This is a genomic window from Pseudomonas sp. NY15435 (assembly GCF_048068295.1).
GTDB lineage: Bacteria > Pseudomonadota > Gammaproteobacteria > Pseudomonadales > Pseudomonadaceae > Pseudomonas.
Genome location: NZ_JBLUQA010000004.1, coordinates 199,687 through 216,575, shown reverse-complemented (window position 1 = coordinate 216,575; position 16,889 = coordinate 199,687). Strand labels below are relative to the sequence as shown.

Here is a 16,889-nt window from a genome sequence, read left to right as displayed (position 1 = left end):
GCTCAGGTCAGATCACGAAGAAGCCGTGTGTGCCGTCGCGGCCCAGTTGCTCGACCAGACCGAACTCCCAGTCAAGGTAGCCTTGCATGGCTTCGCGTGGGTTGTCGGTTCCTTCGTACGGGCGGCGGTAGCGGTCGATGCGCGGCGCCGCCAGGAGGCTTTCGCCTTCCTCGGTGGGCAGCCCGGCGGCGACCCAGGCGCCGGTGCCGCCATCGAGCAGGAACACCGGCTTGCCGCTCAGGGCTTCCACTTCCGCCACGGCAAAGCGCGCCAGCAGGCTGCTGCCGCAAGTGAGCACATAGCGCTGGGCATTACCCAGTTGCGCCACTGCCTGCTGGAGCTGGCTGCGCAGGGCCCAGGCGGCGCCGGGTATGTGGCGCTTCACGTAGTTGGCGCTGGCGGTGAAGTCGAGCACGGCAGTGCCTGGTTCGCGCAGCCAGTCGGCCAGGGTCTGCGGGCTGATGGTTTCGGCCTGTGGTTTGGGCGGCAGCGGCGCATTCCACGCGCCCTGTTCGCTGAAGTCGGCAGCGGAGAGCCCGTCGAGCACGGCCACCTGCCAGCCCATCTGGGCCAGCCAGGAAGCGCTCATGTTGGCGCGCACGCCGTCGCTATCAACCAGTACCAGGCGCGCGCCACGCACGCTGGCGACGTGGTCGGTTTCCTGCACCAGCTGGCCACCGGGGGTGGAGCGCGAGCCTGGCAGATGGCCGGCTTCGTACTCTTCGGGGGTGCGTACGTCGAACAGGTAGGTGGTGCGCTCGGCTTCGGCCTGCCACTGGCGCAGGCCGGCGAGGTCGATGCGCGCGACCTTCGCGCGGTCGGCCACGGCGCGGGCGCGCTGGGCGGCGGACTCGCGGGTGGCCGCGGATACTTCGGCGAAGCGTCGTGCCTGCCCGTGCTCCAGTTGCTGGCCGGCCAGGGTCCAGCCGATGGTGCCGTTGCGCAGTGCCGACACCGGGTTGGGGATGCCGGCGTTCACCAGCGATTGGGTGCCGATGATGCTGCGGGTGCGCCCGGCGCAGTTGACGATGACGCGGGTGGCCGGGTTCGGCGCCAGCTCGGCGACGCGCAGCACCAGTTCGGCGCCGGGCACGCTGACGCCACTGGGAATGCTCATGGTCTGGTATTCGTCGAAGCGGCGGGCGTCGAGCACCACCACGTCGGCCCGGGAATCGAGCAGCGCCTTCACTTCCTCGGCGGCCAGCGATGGGGTGTGGCGCTCGGCCTCCACCAGTTCGCCGAACGACTTGCTCGGCACGTTGACGTCCTTGAACAGCTCGCCGCCAGCTTCACGCCAGCCGGCGAGCCCGCCGTCGAGCACGGCCACGTCGCTGTAACCCAGCTCCAGCAGGCGCTGCGCTGCACTCTGCGCCAGGCCTTCGCCGTCGTCATAGACGGTGACGGGCGTGTCGCGGCGCGGCACGCGGGCGTAGATCTCCAGCTCCAGCTTGGACAGCGGGACGTTGGCGGCGAACAGCGGGTGTTCCTGGGCGAATGGGTCTTCCTCGCGCACGTCCAGCAGGGCCAGCTCCTGACGGGCGAGGAGGGCGGCGCGGATGTCGTGGAAGGAGCGGCGGCTGATCTGGCTCATGCAAGGTTCTCTTTCGACAGGTCCCAGATGTTGGGCAACTGGCTGTTGGAATAGCCGGAGATGAAGAGCTTCTCTTCACCTTCGGCACTGAAGACGGCACGTCGCACCGCGCCGATGTTGGCGCCGTAGACGTGGATGCTGATGGAGGGCTGGTCGGCGAAGGCGTTACTGACCTGGTGGATGTCGCCGATGCGTGGCGATACGGCTTCGACTTCTCCCGGCTCCAGACGATGCGGGTCGCCCTCGGGCTGCAGGCTACCGTCGGCGGCGAAGGCGAACGGCTGCGAATACTCGGCGCCGCGCAGCATGCCGATCAGGCCCCAGACTCGGTGGTCATGAACCGGCGTGCGCTGGCCCGGCCCCCAGACGAAGCTGACCACCGAGAAGCGCTGTCGCGAATCGGCGTGCAGCAGGTATTGCTGGTAGCGCTGGGGATCGGGACGGGCGTAGTCCTCGGGCAGCCAATCGTCATGGCGCACCAGTTCGGCCAGCAGCGGGCTGGCTTTGGCGAGCAGCGTGGCTTCGTCGGGAGCCGTGTCGATCAGCGCCGCGAGGTCACCGATGAACTGGCGCAGGCGGTCGAGGCGAAGGGGAGCTGACATGCGGGGGATTCACTCCGGAAGGTTCTGGCGCTACGGTAGCAAACGCATTTTTATTCCTGAAATGCATTTTGAATCTAAGCTAATATGCGAGAAACGCAATTGGTGCCAGCCTCATGAAGATCGACGACATCGATGCCTTCGTCGCAGTGATCCGCAATGCCTCCCTCAGCCAGGCCGCCGAGAGCCTTGGCCTGACCCAGTCAGCCATCACCCGGCGGGTGCAGAGCCTGGAGGAGTCCCTCGGGGTGGAGCTGCTGGACCGCAACACCAAGCCGCTCAAGCCCACCGCCGCTGGCCGCCGGGTGTTCGAGCAGTGCCTGCGGGTGCTGCGCGAGGTGGATGGCCTGCGGGAGCTGGTGGCCAGCGACACGACGCCTAGCGGCATACTGCGCCTCGGAGTGCCGCAGAGCATCGGCGAAGTGGTGTTGCTGGAAGCCCTGCGGCAACTGGCCGGTGAATACCCGGAATTGCGCGCGCAGGTCAGCAGCGGCTGGGGCAGCCATCTGCTCGCGCGGCTGGAGAACGCCGATCTCGACGCGGCGGTGGTGCTGTTCCCGCCCAGCAAGGTATTCCCCGATGACCTCGGCGCTACGCCACTGGGCCGGGTCGAACTCTGCGTAGTCGCGTCGAAAGACAGCGACGTGCGGGCCCGTCGTTTGCTCGATTGCTACCAGCATGGCTGGGTGCTCAACCCGGATGGCTGTGGCTTCCGTGCCGGCCTGCAGCGGGCCCTGGCCGATCAGGGGCTGGCGCTGCAATTGAACCTGGAAACCTTCGGCAGCGAGCTGCAGCTCGGCCTCGTGGCCGAAGGCCGTGGCCTGGGGCTGGTGCCCGCGCCAGCCCTTGCACGTAGCCGCTACCGTGACCAGCTGCGGATATTGGAGCTGGAGGACTTCCAGCCGTTGATCCAGCTGTGGCTGGTTCGGCCTCGCCTGCTGGGCAACCTGGAAACGCCGGCGCGGCTGTTCGGCGCGGCGGTGGCCCGGGGGCTGGATATTTCGCCGGACTGAATCCGGCCTGCACGCCCCTCGGCCCGCCCTTGTAGGAGCGAGCTTGCTCGCGAAGCCCCTTCGCTCATTGGTTCAGCCGAATGGCGCCGTGCGGCACCGTTCGCGAGCAAGCTCGCTCCTACGAAGAGCGAAAGTTATGCGCCGATTTACCTAGCGGCGGATAACGCTGGCGCGCTATGCGCCCTACGGTCCTACCGCCGCTCGGCCCCCCTTGTAGGAGCGAGCTTGCTCGCGAACCCCCTTCGCTCATTGGTTCAGCCGAATGGCGCCGTGCGGCAGCGTTCGCGAGCAAGCTCGCTCCTACAAAGAGCGAAAGTTATGAGCCGATTTACCTCGCGGCGGATAACGCCTGGCGCGTTATGCGCCCTACGGTCCTGCCGCCACTCGGCCCCCCGTGTAGGAGCGAGCTTGCTCGCGAACCCCCTTCGCTCATTGGTTCAGCCGAATGGCGCCGTGCGGCACCGTTCGCGAGCAAGCTCGCTCCTACGAAGAGCGAAAAGCTCAGCGCGCAACTTGGGTGTGGCTGAATATGCTCAATTCGCATATTAGAATATGACAAAAATGAATTTCCATCATGAAGTTCTTGCCTATAGCTTCTAAGAACAACATCGAAACCGATGTTTTTCTTATAACGAAAGCCGCCGACCTTATGCAGCGGCCCAGGCGAGGGCAACACAGTGAGCGTGGAAATTCTCGGCATGATCACCGCCACCCCGAGTTCCGAGGTGGATCAGCCGCTGGGGGACGCGGTAGACGCCGGCTTCGTCCGGCGATTCGCCCAGGCCCATGAGGACGCCGGTTTTGACCGCGTACTGGTGGGTTACTTCAGCAATGCCGCCGAGGGTGCGGTGGTCAGTTCCTTCGTCGCCGCCGCCACCCGCCGGCTGGGCATCCTGCTGGCCTACCGGCCCGGCGTGATCGCGCCGCCCCTGGCTGCTCGCCAACTTGCCACCCTCGACCAGTTCAGCGACGGTCGCCTGGCTCTCAATGTGGTCAGCGGCGGCAACGATGAGGACCTCGCGCGCGACGGCGACTACCTCGAACACGATCGCCGCTACGCCCGCACTGACGAATACCTGCAGGCCCTGCGCGAGATATGGACCGCCAACGGCCCGGTGGATTTCGACGGCGAGTTCTACCGCTTCCAGGGCGCCTCGCCCGCCGTGCGCCCGCGGCAACAGCCGCATATTCCGATCTACTTCAGCGGCTCCTCCGATGCTGCCATCGAGGTCGCGGCGAAGTACGCCGATACCTACATGCTCTGGGGGGAGCCGTTGGCCGCCGTCGACGGGCACATCCGCCGCGTGCGGGCCGTCGCCAACGCGCAGGGACGCGATCCGCGCTTCTCGGTGTCCTTCCGTCCCATCGTCGCCGACACCGAGGAGGCTGCGTGGAAGCGTGCCGCCGAAGTACTCGAGCAGGTGCGCGAGAACCGCACCCGCCTGGGCCTGCCGCTCAATGATCACCAGCCGGAGAACGTCGGCTCGCAGCGCCTGTTGGCTGCCGCGCAGCAGGGCGAAGTGCTCGATACCCGCTTGTGGACCGGTGTGGCCCGGCTCACCGGTGCGCGCTGGAACTCCACCGCACTGGTCGGCACGCCCGAGCAGGTTGCCGCTGCGCTGGGTGAGTACTACCGCCTGGGTGTTTCCACCTTCCTGATCCGTGGCTTCGACCCGCTCGGCGATGCCGTGCGCTACGGCCAGGGCCTGATTCCTGCCATCCATGACCATATCGCCCGCCTGCCGCAATTGCGGCGCGTCGGCTGAGGAGCTTTTCGATGAACCTGAAGCAACGCCTGCGCGCCACGTTCGCCGCGCTGATCCTGGGGGCGCCCCTGGCCCAGGCCGCCGACCTGCCGACCTTGCGGGTGGGCGACCAGAACTACTACAACGTGCGCGCATCGATGGAAGCGTCCGGCGTGCTTGAAGGCGCGCCCTACACCGTTGACTGGAAGCACTTCCAGTCCGCAGCGCCGGTGGCGGAAGGACTGCAGGCCGGCGCGCTGGACCTGGGTTTCCTCGGTGATTCGGGCTTCATCTTCCTCGCCGCCAAGGGCGCGCCGGTGAAGCTGATCGGCATCTCCCGGCAGAATCCCGACACCATCGCGCTGCTGGTACCCAAGGACTCGCCGGTGAAGACCATCGCCGACCTCAAGGGCAAGAAGGTCGCCTACTGGCCCGGCGCCTGGAGTCAGCAATTGACCCTGCGCGCGCTGGAAAAGGCCGGCCTGCCCAGCGACTACGTGGAATTCGTCAAACTGATGCCCATCGACGCCGCCGCTGCCCTGCCGCGTGGCAGCATCGATGCCTTCCCGGTATGGGAGCCGTACATCTCGCAGCAGATCGTGTTCTCCGGCGCGCGCCCGATCCTCACCGCCCGTGACCTGATGCCGGGGCTGTCGAGCATCGCTGCCAACGCCAACTCCATCGATCCCAAGCGCGAGCAGATCGCCGACTTCCTCGGCCGTCTGCAGAAGGCCCGCGCCTGGGTCGAAGCGCACAAGGAGCAGTACGCAGACATCTGGGCGAAGAAGGCCAACCTCGATCAGTCCGTCTCGCGCCACTGGATCGGCCAGGCCGCCATGAGCGTTGGCCCGGTGGATAAACAGGCCGCCGCCGATTACCAGGGCACCGCCGATTTCCTCTTGCAGACCGGCGCATTGCCCAAGGCTTTTGATACCTCCAGCGTGATCGATACGTCCTTCGCCACCTCATTCCACTGATTGTCGGGTTCTCAGCTAAGGCAAAAAGGTTATTTAACCTCGCGGCGGTGCTTGGATATGGTTCTAAGTGCCGCCCCGGCCGCCGGCTCTCTTCCGACGTGCAACGGGCCGTTACCAGCTCTGTTTCCGCTTTAGTCCACCCGCGCGCGCAACGCCCAGGCTACTGATCCTCCCGTCTTTCCAGAGGTGTTCATGAGCGTTGTTCCGTTCCGGCTGGCCGCGGCCCGGCCGGTCGCTCCACCTGTTCCCAGCACTGCCGGCATCTGGGCCCGCGCTTTGCGCGAGTCCGGCCTGCTGCGGCTGTCCCTGCCTGCTCAACTGGGCGGCAGTGGCAGCCCCTGGCGCGACATCCTGCAGACGTTGCGCGACCTCTGCGAGCTCGATGGCGGCCTGGCTCGGCTGTTCGCCGTGCATCACCTGCAACTTGCTCGCGTTAGCCTGTTGGGCAGCCGGGAGCAGGTGCAGCGTCTGCTGAACCTGACGCTGCTGCGTGAACCGCTGTGGGGCGCGCTGGGGGACGGCCCGTCGCTGCAGGCGGCCGAGCATGTGCGCGGTGGCTTTCGCGTCAATGGCCTGGAACTGGATGTCTTTACCGTCGAGGCTGCCGACTGGCTGGTGCTGCGTGCCTGGTACGAGCCGGGCCGTGACTACCTGCTTGCCGCTCTGCCCGCGACCCGCGCGGGGCTGGTGTTGCGCGCGGGTGCGCAATGCCACGAACTGCGTCTGCACCCCGAAGACATCCTTCTGCCTCCCGGCCTGGCGATCACACCTCGTCGATCGCTGTGCGATGGCCTGGCTCTGCTGCTGGAGGCCAACGTCGCCCTGGGACTGGCGCTGCATGCGGCGCAGCGCCTGGAGTTATCCGAGAGCTCGGCGCTGTCTCGGCTGCTGGGGCTCGCCCTGGTGCTCAGCGAGCAGGCTGCCGCACAGCTGGACGAGGACATCGAAGCGGGCGCGGCCCTGAGTTTCAGCCGCAGCAGCTACTTTTCCAACCTGGCGATCCAGGCGCTGGCGGTCGCCCGCGAGGCGGCGCAATCGAGTCTCCGTGCGGAGGGCCTGAGGGCCCGGCTGCTGGGGGCTGCGCACTGATCTGCGCTAAATCCGTCCGGCATTAGTTAAGAACTAAAAATTATTTATTTTGGATTTTTTATACCTGTAATCTTCGCTCTACCGGACCACCGGACTCATCCAGCACCACCTGACCTGTCCAGTGGTCCGCCCTCGCTCTGCGGGCGGCCAACCCGTACCCGAGGAGCCGTACCCATGTCCCGCAGCCTTTTCCTGCGCCGTTTCGCCGTTGGCCTGAGCGCCTCGGTCGCACTGCTCGGCGCGCTGACCGCGCACGCCGAAGAGACCCTGCGCATCGGCTTCCAGAAGTCTTCCACCCTGCTGACCATCGTCAAGGCGCAAGGCAGCCTGGAGCGCGAACTGGGCAAGCAAGGCATCAAGGTGACTTGGCATGAGTTCCCCAGCGGTCTTCCGCTGCTCGAATCGCTCAACGTCGGCAATGTCGACCTGTCCGCTGACGTGGCCGATACCGTGCCGGTCTTCGCCCAGGCCGCCGGCGCAACTGACCTACTTCGCCCGCGAAACCCCGTCGCCCACGGCGCAGTCGATCCTGGTGCCCCAGGACTCGCCGCTCAATTCGCTGGCTGACCTCAAGGGCAAGCGCGTGGCCGTGACCAAAGCCGCCGGCAGCCATTACCTGCTGATCGCTGCCCTGCAGAAGGCCGGCCTGAAGTTCTCCGATATCCAGCCGGCGTACCTGACCCCCGCCGACGGTCGCGCCGCCTTCGAAAACCACAAGATCGATGCCTGGGTGACCTGGGACCCGTACGTCGCCAGCGCCCAGCGCCAGCAGAACGCCCGCGTGCTTGTCGATGGCAAGGGCCTGGCCAGTTACCAGCGCTACTACCTGGCGTCCACCGCGTACGCCAAGGCCCACCCGGAAGTGCTCAAGCAGGTCTTTGCCGAACTGCAGAAGACCGGTCGCTGGGTGAAGGAACACCCCACTGACGCCGCCAAGGTGCTCGGCCCGCTGTGGGGCAACCTCGATGTCGCCACCGTCGAACAGGCCAACGCCCGCCGCAGCTATGACGTGCAGCCGGTGCGCAAGGACGGCCTCGACGAGCAGCAGCGCATCGCCGATGCGTTCTATGCCCAGGGCCTGCTGCCCAAACCGGTGGACGCCCGCGCGGTGCCGGTCTGGCAGCCGGATGTGGCGAGCAACTGATCAATCGTTCCCGCCGCTCCCCTGGAGCGGCCCGTCACGGCCCGGCCGGCCGCCTCTGTACGCATTTCCAGGAGCTTCACATGAAACACATCAGTGCAACGCGCCGCCTGCTGGCCGCGCTCGCCCTGGCCGGCGTCGCAGGCGCCGCCCAGGCCGACATCGTCCTCGGCTACCAGACCGGCATCGACCCGACCAAGGTCCCGCAGGCCGACGGCACCTACGAAAAAGTCATCGGCGAGAAGCTCGACTGGCGCCGCTTCAACAGTGGCCCGGAAGTCGTCACCGCCATCGCCTCGGGCGACGTGCAACTGGGCAACCTCGGTTCCAGCCCGCTGGCCGCTGCCACTTCGCGCGGTCTGCCGATCGTTGCCTTCATCGTCTCCGCGCAGATCAACGCCGCCGAGGCCCTGGTGGTGCGTAACGGCAGCAAGATCGAGAAGCCCGAGGATCTGATCGGCAAGACCATCGCCACGCCCTTCGTGTCGACCTCGCACTACAGCCTGCTGGGCGCGCTCAAGCACTGGAAGATCGACCCCACCAAGGTGAAGATCGTCAACCTCAACCCCACCGAGATCGCCGCCGCCTGGCGCCGTGGCGACATCGATGGCGCTTTTGTCTGGTCGCCCGCCCTGGGCGAGATCAAGAAGTCCGGCAAGGTACTGACCGACGCCGCAGAAGTTGGCCAGTGGGGCGCACCGACCTTCGAGGTCTGGGTGGCTCGCAAGGACTTCGCCGAGAAGCACCCGGAAATCATCGCCAAGTTCGCCAGGGTGAGCCTGGATTCCTTCGCCGACTACAACGCCCACAAGGCGCAGTGGACCGCCGATTCCGAGCAGGTGAAAAAGATCGCCAAGCTGACCGGCGCCGATCCGCAGGACGTGCCCGAGCTGCTCGCCGGTTCGGCGTTCCCCGAGTCCCAGGCGCAGCTCTCTTCCGCGCTGCTGGGCGGCGGCACCGCCAAGGACATCGCCGGTACCGCTGCCTTCCTGAAAGAGCAGAAGCGTGTGCCGTCGGTACTCAAGGACTACTCGCCCTACGTCAGCGCCGAATACGTGCGCCAGGCGGAGAGCGTGCAGGTCGGGCAGCGCTGAGTACCTGCTCTTCGTAGGAGCGAGCTTGCTCGCGAACCCCAGCTTGCTCTGAAGCTCAGCGGGTTCGCGAGCAAGCTCGCTCCTACAGAAAAGCGCCACGCATTTCTTCTTACCCTACGGAGGGCAGAACATGAGCCGTCTGACGGCCGAGGCAGTCAGCCTCACATTCCAGCAGCGCGGACGCGAGCGCGTCGTGCTGCAGGACCTCACTCTCAGCCTGGCCAAGGGCGAATCCCTGGTGGTGCTCGGCCCGTCGGGCTGCGGCAAGTCCAGCCTGCTCAACGTGCTGGCGGGCTTCCAGGCACCGGATAGCGGCCGTGTACAGATCGATGGCCGGACCCTTGAGGGCCCCGGTGGCGAACGCGGTGTGGTGTTCCAGGATGACGCGCTGATGCCCTGGCTCAACGCCCTGGACAACGTCGCGCTGGGCCTGCGCATCCGCGGCGTTGGCGCTGCCGAGCGCAACGCTCGTGCCCATGAAGTGCTCAAGCTGGTAGGCCTGGGCGAACACGCCGACTACCGTGTTTCGCAACTCTCTGGCGGGCAACGGCAACGCCTGGGGCTGGCCCGCGCGCTGGCGGTGGAACCGGATTTCCTGCTGCTCGACGAACCCTTCGGCGCCCTCGACGCACTGACCCGTGAGCGCATGCAAGTGCTGACCCTCGACCTGTGGCGCAAGACCGGCAAGGGCCTGTTCCTGATTACCCACAGCGTCGATGAAGCGTTGTTCCTTGCCACCGACCTGGTGGTAATGGACGGCCCGCCGGCGCGCATCGTCAAGCGCTTGCCGCTGGACTTCGCCCGCCGCTACGCCGCAGGCGAGCCGGTGCGCAGCATCAAGTCCGACCCGGAATTCGCGCGTTTGCGCCAACTGCTTCTCGATGAGTTCCTCGAAGAACCGGAGGCCGAGCATGCCCACTGAAACCCTCGCCGCCAAACTACCCGCCGCTGCGCCGAAAGCCCGCAGCGTGCCGGGCGATTACCGCCGCTGGGCCGCCGCCGGCAGCATCGGTGGCGTCTTCGTGCTCTGGTGGCTGGCCACGCACCTGGGCTGGGTCGACACGCTGTTCCTGCCGGCACCGGAACAACTGGTGGAAGCTTTCCAGCGTCTGCTCGCCGAGGGCTACGTCGATGCGTCGTTGTGGCAACACGTCGGTACCAGCCTGCTGCGCGTGCTGCTGGCGCTGGGCGCTGCGGTACTGACCGCCATTCCGCTGGGCATCCTGATGGGCCTTAATCCGCTGGTCAGCGCCGCCTTCGATCCGCTGGTGGAGTTCTACCGCCCGGTACCGCCGCTGGCCTATCTGCCGCTGATCGTCATCTGGTTCGGCATCGGCGAGTTGTCCAAGGTGCTGCTGATCTACCTCGCGCTGTTCGCCCCGTTGTTGATCGCCACCGCCGCCGGCGTGCGCCGTGTGGACAAATCGCGCATCCAGGCCGTGCGCTGCCTGGGTGCCAGCCGCCTGCAGGTGGTGCGCCATGTGATCCTGCCCAGCGCGCTGCCGGAAGTCCTGACCGGCCTGCGCATCGCCCTGGGCGTGGGCTGGTCGACCCTGGTCGCCGCCGAGCTGATCGCCGCCAACCGCGGCCTGGGTTTCATGGTGCAGTCTGCCGCGCAGTTCCTCGCCACCGACGTGGTGGTGCTGGGGATCCTGCTGATCGCGGCCATCGCGCTGAGCTTCGAGCTGGGGCTGCGCTGGCTGCAGAAGCGCTTCGCTTCCTGGGAATGACCCTACCGATTCGACACCCTCGCCAAGCCGGCGAGGGCAGGGGAGAGCACGGCTCTTCCGGTGAACCTCACGAGAGAACACGAACATGACCACCCTGAGCATCGAACCCATCAGCCCTGCCCTGGGCGCCATCGTTTCCGGCGTGCGCCTGGCCGACCCGCTGGACGACGTGGCGCAGCGCCAGATCGAACAGGCCCTGCTCGATCACCACGTGCTGTTCTTCCGCGACCAGCCGCTGACGCCGAACCAGCAGGCGACCTTCGCCGCGCGCTTCGGCGACCTGCATATCCACCCGATCTACCCCAGCTCGCCGGAGCAACGCGAAGTCATCGTCCTCGATACCGCCGTTACCGACGTGCGCGACAACGCCATCTGGCACACCGACGTGACCTTCCTGGAAACCCCGGCCCTCGGCGCCGTGCTGGCCGCCAAGCAACTGCCGCCCTACGGCGGCGACACGCTGTGGGCCAGTGGCATCGCGGCGTTCGAGGCGCTGTCGAAACCATTGCAGCAGTTGCTCGACGGACTCACCGCGACCCACGACATCAGCAAGTCCTTCCCCCAGGAGCGCTTCGGCGCCACCGACGCGGACCTGGCGCGGCTGGAAGAAGCGCGCAGGAAGAACCCACCGCGCAGCCATCCGGTGATCCGTACGCACCCGGTCACCGGGCGCAAGGCGCTGTTCGTCAGCGACGGCTTCACCACCCGCATCAACGAGCTGGAGCCGGCGGAAAGCCGTGCCATCCTCGACCTGCTGTTTGCCCACTTCGCACGCCCGGAATTCACCGTGCGCTGGCGCTGGAAGGAGAACGACGTGGCCTTCTGGGACAACCGCGTGACCCAGCACTACGCGGTGGACGATTACCGTCCGCAGCGCCGCGTGATGCACCGTGCGACGATTCTGGGGGACAAGCCGTTCTGACTTCTCCAGCGTCCAAATCCTGCGCCCTACGGGACTGACAGGCTGTTCGTAGGAGCGAGCTTGCTCGCGAACCGCATAACTCCGGAGTCATCCTGGAATCCGTTCGCGAGCAAGCTCGCTCCTACAGACGGCGCGGTGACTCGGAAATTACCGTCATCCCCATGACTTGCGGCAACAAAGCCGCACCGCAGACCGCATTCGTCGCCATTCTGGGTCGCGGTGGCTGGCTCACTGTCCTACGCTTTGGCAGTTCCGCTTTATGAAGAGACTGCCTACATGCAAGAACGGATTCCCGACGAGTCCAACCTCGCCGAGCTGACGGTTCGCGGCCTGATTCTCGGCGCGCTGATCACCGTGGTGTTCACCGCTTCCAACGTCTACCTCGGCCTGAAGGTCGGCCTGACCTTCGCCTCGTCGATCCCCGCGGCGGTCATTTCCATGGCCGTGCTGCGCTACTTCTCCGGCTCCAACATCCTCGAGAACAACATGGTGCAGACCCAGGCCTCAGCGGCCGGCACCTTGTCCTCGATCATCTTCATCCTTCCCGGCCTCTTGATGATCGGCTACTGGAGCGGTTTTCCGTTCTGGCAGACGGCGGCCATCTGCTCCATCGGCGGCATTCTCGGCGTGCTCTACACCATCCCGCTGCGCCGCGTGATGGTCGTACAGAGCAGCCTGCCATACCCCGAAGGCGTGGCGGCCGCGGAAATCCTCCGTGTCGGCAGCCAGGACGAGGAACAGGAAAAGGCCGGCAAGCCCGCGAAAGCCGGCGCTCCGGGCCTGCGCGATATCCTCGCCGGTGGTGTGGTCGCCGCTGCGTTCAGCCTGCTCAGCAGCGGCTTCAAGGTGCTCGCCGAGGGCTTCAGCTTCTGGATCACCGCCGGGCAGGCGGCGTTCCGCCTGTCCACCGGCTTCTCCCTGGCGCTGGTCGGCGCCGGCTACCTGATGGGCATTACCGCCGGCATCGCCATCCTGATCGGTGTGGTCATCGCCTGGGGCGTGGCCGTGCCGCTGCTCTCGGTGAACAGCGTGCTGGCGGCCGGGCAGAGCCTGCCGGAGCTGGCCACCAAGCTGTGGAGCAGCCAGGTGCGCTTCCTCGGCGCCGGCACCATTGGCATCGCCGCGTTGTGGACCCTGGCGACCCTGTTCAAGCCCATGGTCCAGGGCGTCTGGTCGTCGCTCAGCGCGGTGCGTGGTCGTGGCGAAGTGAGCGACCTGCGCACCGAGCAGGACCTCTCCGCCAAGTGGATCGTCGCCATTGCCGGCTTCCTGCTGGTGGCGCTGTTCGTGGTGTTCTCCTACTTCGTCGGCGACGCCGCGCCGGACCTGAAGGGCTTCGGCTTCTGGGGCCTGGTGGCGGTCTGCGTGATCTTCGCCTTCTTCTTCGGCTTCCTGATCGCCGCTGCCTGCGGCTACATGGCCGGCCTGGTGGGCTCCTCGAGCAGCCCGATTTCCGGTATCGGCATCATCGCAGTGATCCTGGTGTCGCTGCTGATCCTCGGCATCGGTTCGCTGGAAACCGGCTTCCTCGACCAGCAGGGCGGCAAACTGGCCATCGCCCTGGCGTTGTTCACCACCTCCGTGGTGATCGCCATTGCGGCGATTTCCAATGACAACCTGCAGGACCTGAAGACCGGCTATCTGGTCGGCGCGACGCCTTGGCGCCAGCAGGTCGCGCTGATCGTCGGCTGCCTGGTCGGTGCGCTGGTGATCCCGCCGGTGCTGGAGCTGCTGTACAACGCCTACGGCTTCACCGGCGCGCTGCCGCGTGAAGCGATGGACCCGAACGCCGCGCTGGCGGCACCGCAGGCGACGTTGATGACGGCCATCGCCAGTGGGATTTTCCACAATGCGCTGAACTGGAACATGATCCTGATCGGCGTGGCGCTGGGCATTGCGCTGATTCTGGTGGACGTGCTGCTGCGCCGCACCGGCAAGGCCAGCCTGCCGGTGCTCGCCGTAGGTCTGGGCATCTACCTGCCACCGACCATCGGCATGACCCTGGTGGTCGGCGCGGTGATCGGCTGGCTGCTGGAGACCGCGCTGGCCAAGCGCGCTGCAGCAGCCGGTGTCGACGCGGAGAAATTCTCCGACGAGCCCAGGCGCCGGGGCGTGCTGCTGGCTTCCGGCCTGATCGTCGGCGAGAGCCTGATGGGCATCCTGCTCGCCGCCATCATCGGCGCCACTGGTTCTGCCTCGCCCCTGGCCCTGGTCGGGGGGAGTTTCGAGGACACCGCGCAGTGGCTGGGATTGGTGGTCTTCGTGGCGATCTGCGTGCTGTTCTATCGCAAGGTGCTGAGCGGCACCCGCGGCTGATCCTTCGCCGCGATGTGAAAAAGGCGCCTTCGGGCGCCTTTTTCATTATCTGCTCCTCGTACCGTGAGATGCGCAGTCTGTAGGAGCGAGCTTGCTCGCGAACGGATTCACCGGCAGCGCCCGTGTTGGGCGGTTCGCGAGCAAGAACCAGGTGTCCCCCTCGCTCCGACAAGGGCATGCGCAAGTCTGAACCTAGCGCACCAGATGCAGGAACTGCAGGTGCCGTTCGTACTGGTCGAGCATGTCGTTGATGATCTGCTCCTTGCTGTAGCCCATCAGGTCGTAGTCCTGGCTGCCTTCGGAAAGGTGCACCTCGGCGCGGAAGTAACGGCGGTTCTTCAGGTGCAGGCCGCCCATGCCGGCACGGGCGAAGGAGGGGGTGAAGTAGCCGCGCATCGAGACCTGGTAGAGGAACGGATGCTGCGCGCCGTGGCCGATCTCCAGGCCGATCTCCAGGTTGCTCAGGTCCAGGTCGGAATCCACCTGCAGACCCTTCTCGCGGAACACCTCGGAGACCTCGGCGATCGCCGGGCTGACCACGTCGACCATGTAGCGGTACACCTCATCCCGCGTGGGGAAGTGCACGGCCTGGGAGATGCGTCGCTTCCAGCCGCCAGGCTTGGCCGAGGGCGGCGGCGCCAGCGAGTGAGTGCGCGCACGCTGACGCTGGGATTCGAGGTAGAACGCCTTGTGCAGGCCCCACATCATCAGCAGCAGGATCAGCGAGAACGGCAGCGAGGTCAGCACCACCGCTGATTTCAGCGCATCGATGCTGCCGGCGAACAGCAGGCCGCCGGTCACCAGCGCGGTGGCTGCGCCCCAGAACACACGCAGCCACTTCGGGCCGTCGTCATCGGCGCTGCCGCCGTGGGCGGAGAGGGTGGAGAGCACCACGGTGCCGGAGTCCGCCGAGGTGACGAAGAAGACGAAGCTGACCAGCACTGTCACCGTGATCACCACGCGGCTGGCCGGGTAGTTCTGCAGCATCTGGTAGAGCGCCATGGACGGATCGGCGATGGCCACGCGGCCCAGCTCGCTGAAACCATGATTGAGCACCTGGTCCAGGGCGCTGTTGCCGAAGATCGACATCCACGCCAGGGTGAAGCCCAGTGGGATGAACAGCACACCGAAGACGAACTCGCGGATCGTCCGCCCGCGCGAGATGCGCGCGATGAACAGCCCGACGAAGGGTGCCCAGGCGATCCACCAGGCCCAGTAGAACACTGTCCAGCCGCCCAGCCAGTCGCTGCCGTCCTTGCCATAGGCGTAGAGGTCGAAGCTCTTGGTCGGCAGGCTGCCGAGGTAATCGCCGATGTTCTGCACCAGGGTGTTGAGCAGATGCTGGGTGGGGCCGGCGAAGAGCACGAAAAGCAGCAGTGCGCAGGCCAGCAGCATGTTGATGTCCGAGAGCAGGCGGATGCCCTTGTCGACGCCGGACACGGCGACCAGGATCGCCGCACCCATCATCAGCGCGATCAACGTCATCTGCACCGGATGGCTGTGGGCGATGCCGAACAGGAAATCCAGCCCGGCATTGAGTTGCAGCACGCCGAAGCCCATGTCCGCGCCCAGGCCGAACACCGTGGCGATGATGCCGAAGCAGTCCACGGTGTAGCCGATCGGGCCGTTGATGCGCTTGCCGATCAGCGGGTAGAGCGCCGAGCGCAGCGCCAGCGGCAGGTTGTGACGGTAGGCGAAGTAGGCCAGCGCCATCGCTACCAGGGCGAACACGCCCCAGCCGTGCAGGCCCCAGTGCAGGAACAGCAGCTGCATGGCCTGGCGCGCCGCTTCCGGAGTGCCGGCCTCGCCTTGCGGCGGCTGGGCAAAGTGGGTCAGCGGTTCGGAGACGCAGAAGAAGAACAGGGTGATGCTGATACCGGCGGCGAACAGCATGCCGGCCCAGGACAGGTAGCTGAATTCCGGCTCGTCGTGGTCGGCACCGAGCTTGATCTTTCCATAGCCGGAAAGCGCGGTGACCACCACGAAGATCAGGTACAGCGTCATCGCCAGCAGGTAGTACCAACCGACGGTATCGGCGGCCCAGGACTGCGCGGCGAGCAGCCATTCACCGGCCCGTTGGGGCTGGCTGATGACGATCAGGGAGAAGAGAAGAATCAGCGCGGCCGCACCGTAGAAGACCGGTGGGTTCATGCGCATGGCGGAGGAGGGTGTTACGGACGGGGGCGATTGTGCAGCGGACAAAACGGGCGGGGTCCCTCGAAATTTTCCTTGAACAAGCATTCAATGAAAACACGGGAAGGCCCTGGAAAGCCAATCGGCGGGACCGATGGTCCCGCCGCCGGCCCTGTCAAAAGGGCCGAGCGGAGCGGGTACTGCTTACTTGCGGCGGTTCTTTTTCGCCTCACGGATCTCACGGCGTTCCGGGTCGGCCTTTGCGGGCGCAGTCAGGAAAGCGGTGGCGGCGAAGAAGTTGGCAAGAGCGGCAAAGCTGGTCACGGTAGTCTCCAATGGCGCCGGGGAAAATGGGTCCCGACCGCCTGATAGCCATTTTCCCTGAAGATTGTGACAAAAAGAAGTGAATGGTCTTGATGAGCGGTATTGATCTGGTCGATGGGACTGCTTTGTTTGGTATCGGCGGTAAATAGTCCTGATTTTGACTTCCTGCTCAGGATTCCCTCCTGCCGACCTGTGAGTCGGCACGGCCTTTCACT

The 16,889-nt window shown here is 66.0% G+C and carries 12 protein-coding genes and 1 pseudogene; 10 read left to right on the top strand and 3 right to left on the bottom strand.

Annotated features, from left to right (window positions below):
• Nucleotides 1–7: 7 nt before the first annotated feature.
• Together ACNFH5_RS11230 and ACNFH5_RS11225 are read right to left on the bottom strand one after the other, a co-directional pair.
• Nucleotides 8–1,591, bottom strand: coding sequence for a rhodanese-related sulfurtransferase (locus ACNFH5_RS11230; RefSeq protein ID WP_416745971.1), 1,584 nt, complete (start codon nucleotides 1,589–1,591; stop codon nucleotides 8–10).
• The gene (locus ACNFH5_RS11225; RefSeq protein ID WP_416745969.1) at nucleotides 1,588–2,193 is read right to left on the bottom strand and encodes a 3-mercaptopropionate dioxygenase; all 606 of its coding nucleotides are present in this window, start codon (nucleotides 2,191–2,193) and stop codon (nucleotides 1,588–1,590) included. Before ACNFH5_RS11225 ends, ACNFH5_RS11230 begins: the two co-directional genes overlap by 4 nt.
• A gap of 113 nt (nucleotides 2,194–2,306) precedes the next feature.
• Here ACNFH5_RS11225 and ACNFH5_RS11220 point away from each other — a divergent pair, with 113 nt between their 5' ends.
• From ACNFH5_RS11220 to ACNFH5_RS11175, 10 genes and pseudogenes are all read left to right on the top strand, one after another.
• On the top strand, nucleotides 2,307–3,203 hold the full coding sequence (locus tag ACNFH5_RS11220) for a LysR family transcriptional regulator (RefSeq protein ID WP_416745967.1): 897 nt from the start codon (nucleotides 2,307–2,309) through the stop codon (nucleotides 3,201–3,203).
• 698 nt (nucleotides 3,204–3,901) lie between these two features.
• Entirely contained in the window at nucleotides 3,902–4,969 is a 1,068-nt protein-coding gene (locus ACNFH5_RS11215; protein WP_416745965.1) for an LLM class flavin-dependent oxidoreductase, read from the top strand.
• An 11-nt stretch (nucleotides 4,970–4,980) separates the two neighbouring features.
• The gene (locus ACNFH5_RS11210) at nucleotides 4,981–5,925 is read left to right on the top strand and encodes an ABC transporter substrate-binding protein (protein ID WP_416745963.1); all 945 of its coding nucleotides are present in this window, start codon (nucleotides 4,981–4,983) and stop codon (nucleotides 5,923–5,925) included.
• Between the two features lie 192 nt (nucleotides 5,926–6,117).
• On the top strand, nucleotides 6,118–7,014 hold the full coding sequence (locus tag ACNFH5_RS11205) for an acyl-CoA dehydrogenase family protein (RefSeq protein ID WP_416745962.1): 897 nt from the start codon (nucleotides 6,118–6,120) through the stop codon (nucleotides 7,012–7,014).
• Between the two features lie 174 nt (nucleotides 7,015–7,188).
• Nucleotides 7,189–8,158: pseudogene (locus tag ACNFH5_RS11200) on the top strand (aliphatic sulfonate ABC transporter substrate-binding protein).
• An 80-nt stretch (nucleotides 8,159–8,238) separates the two neighbouring features.
• Complete coding sequence (gene tauA / locus ACNFH5_RS11195) at nucleotides 8,239–9,249, top strand: taurine ABC transporter substrate-binding protein (RefSeq protein WP_416745960.1); 1,011 nt, start codon at nucleotides 8,239–8,241, stop codon at nucleotides 9,247–9,249.
• A gap of 130 nt (nucleotides 9,250–9,379) precedes the next feature.
• Complete coding sequence (locus tag ACNFH5_RS11190; protein ID WP_416745958.1) at nucleotides 9,380–10,171, top strand: taurine ABC transporter ATP-binding protein; 792 nt, start codon at nucleotides 9,380–9,382, stop codon at nucleotides 10,169–10,171.
• Nucleotides 10,161–10,979, top strand: a complete 819-nt coding sequence (locus ACNFH5_RS11185) for an ABC transporter permease subunit (RefSeq protein WP_416745956.1) — start codon at nucleotides 10,161–10,163, stop codon at nucleotides 10,977–10,979. Before ACNFH5_RS11190 ends, ACNFH5_RS11185 begins: the two co-directional genes overlap by 11 nt.
• An 85-nt stretch (nucleotides 10,980–11,064) precedes the next feature.
• Complete coding sequence (gene tauD / locus ACNFH5_RS11180; protein WP_416745954.1) at nucleotides 11,065–11,901, top strand: taurine dioxygenase; 837 nt, start codon at nucleotides 11,065–11,067, stop codon at nucleotides 11,899–11,901.
• Nucleotides 11,902–12,177: 276 nt separating this feature from the next.
• Nucleotides 12,178–14,217 (top strand): OPT family oligopeptide transporter, encoded by a 2,040-nt coding sequence (locus ACNFH5_RS11175; RefSeq protein WP_416745952.1) that lies wholly within the window; start codon nucleotides 12,178–12,180, stop codon nucleotides 14,215–14,217.
• A gap of 192 nt (nucleotides 14,218–14,409) precedes the next feature.
• On the opposite strand, the gene betT is transcribed toward ACNFH5_RS11175, so the two are convergent.
• A complete protein-coding gene (betT, locus tag ACNFH5_RS11170; protein WP_416745950.1) occupies nucleotides 14,410–16,368 on the bottom strand; it encodes a choline BCCT transporter BetT in 1,959 nt (652 codons plus the stop codon).
• Nucleotides 16,369–16,889 lie beyond the last annotated feature (521 nt).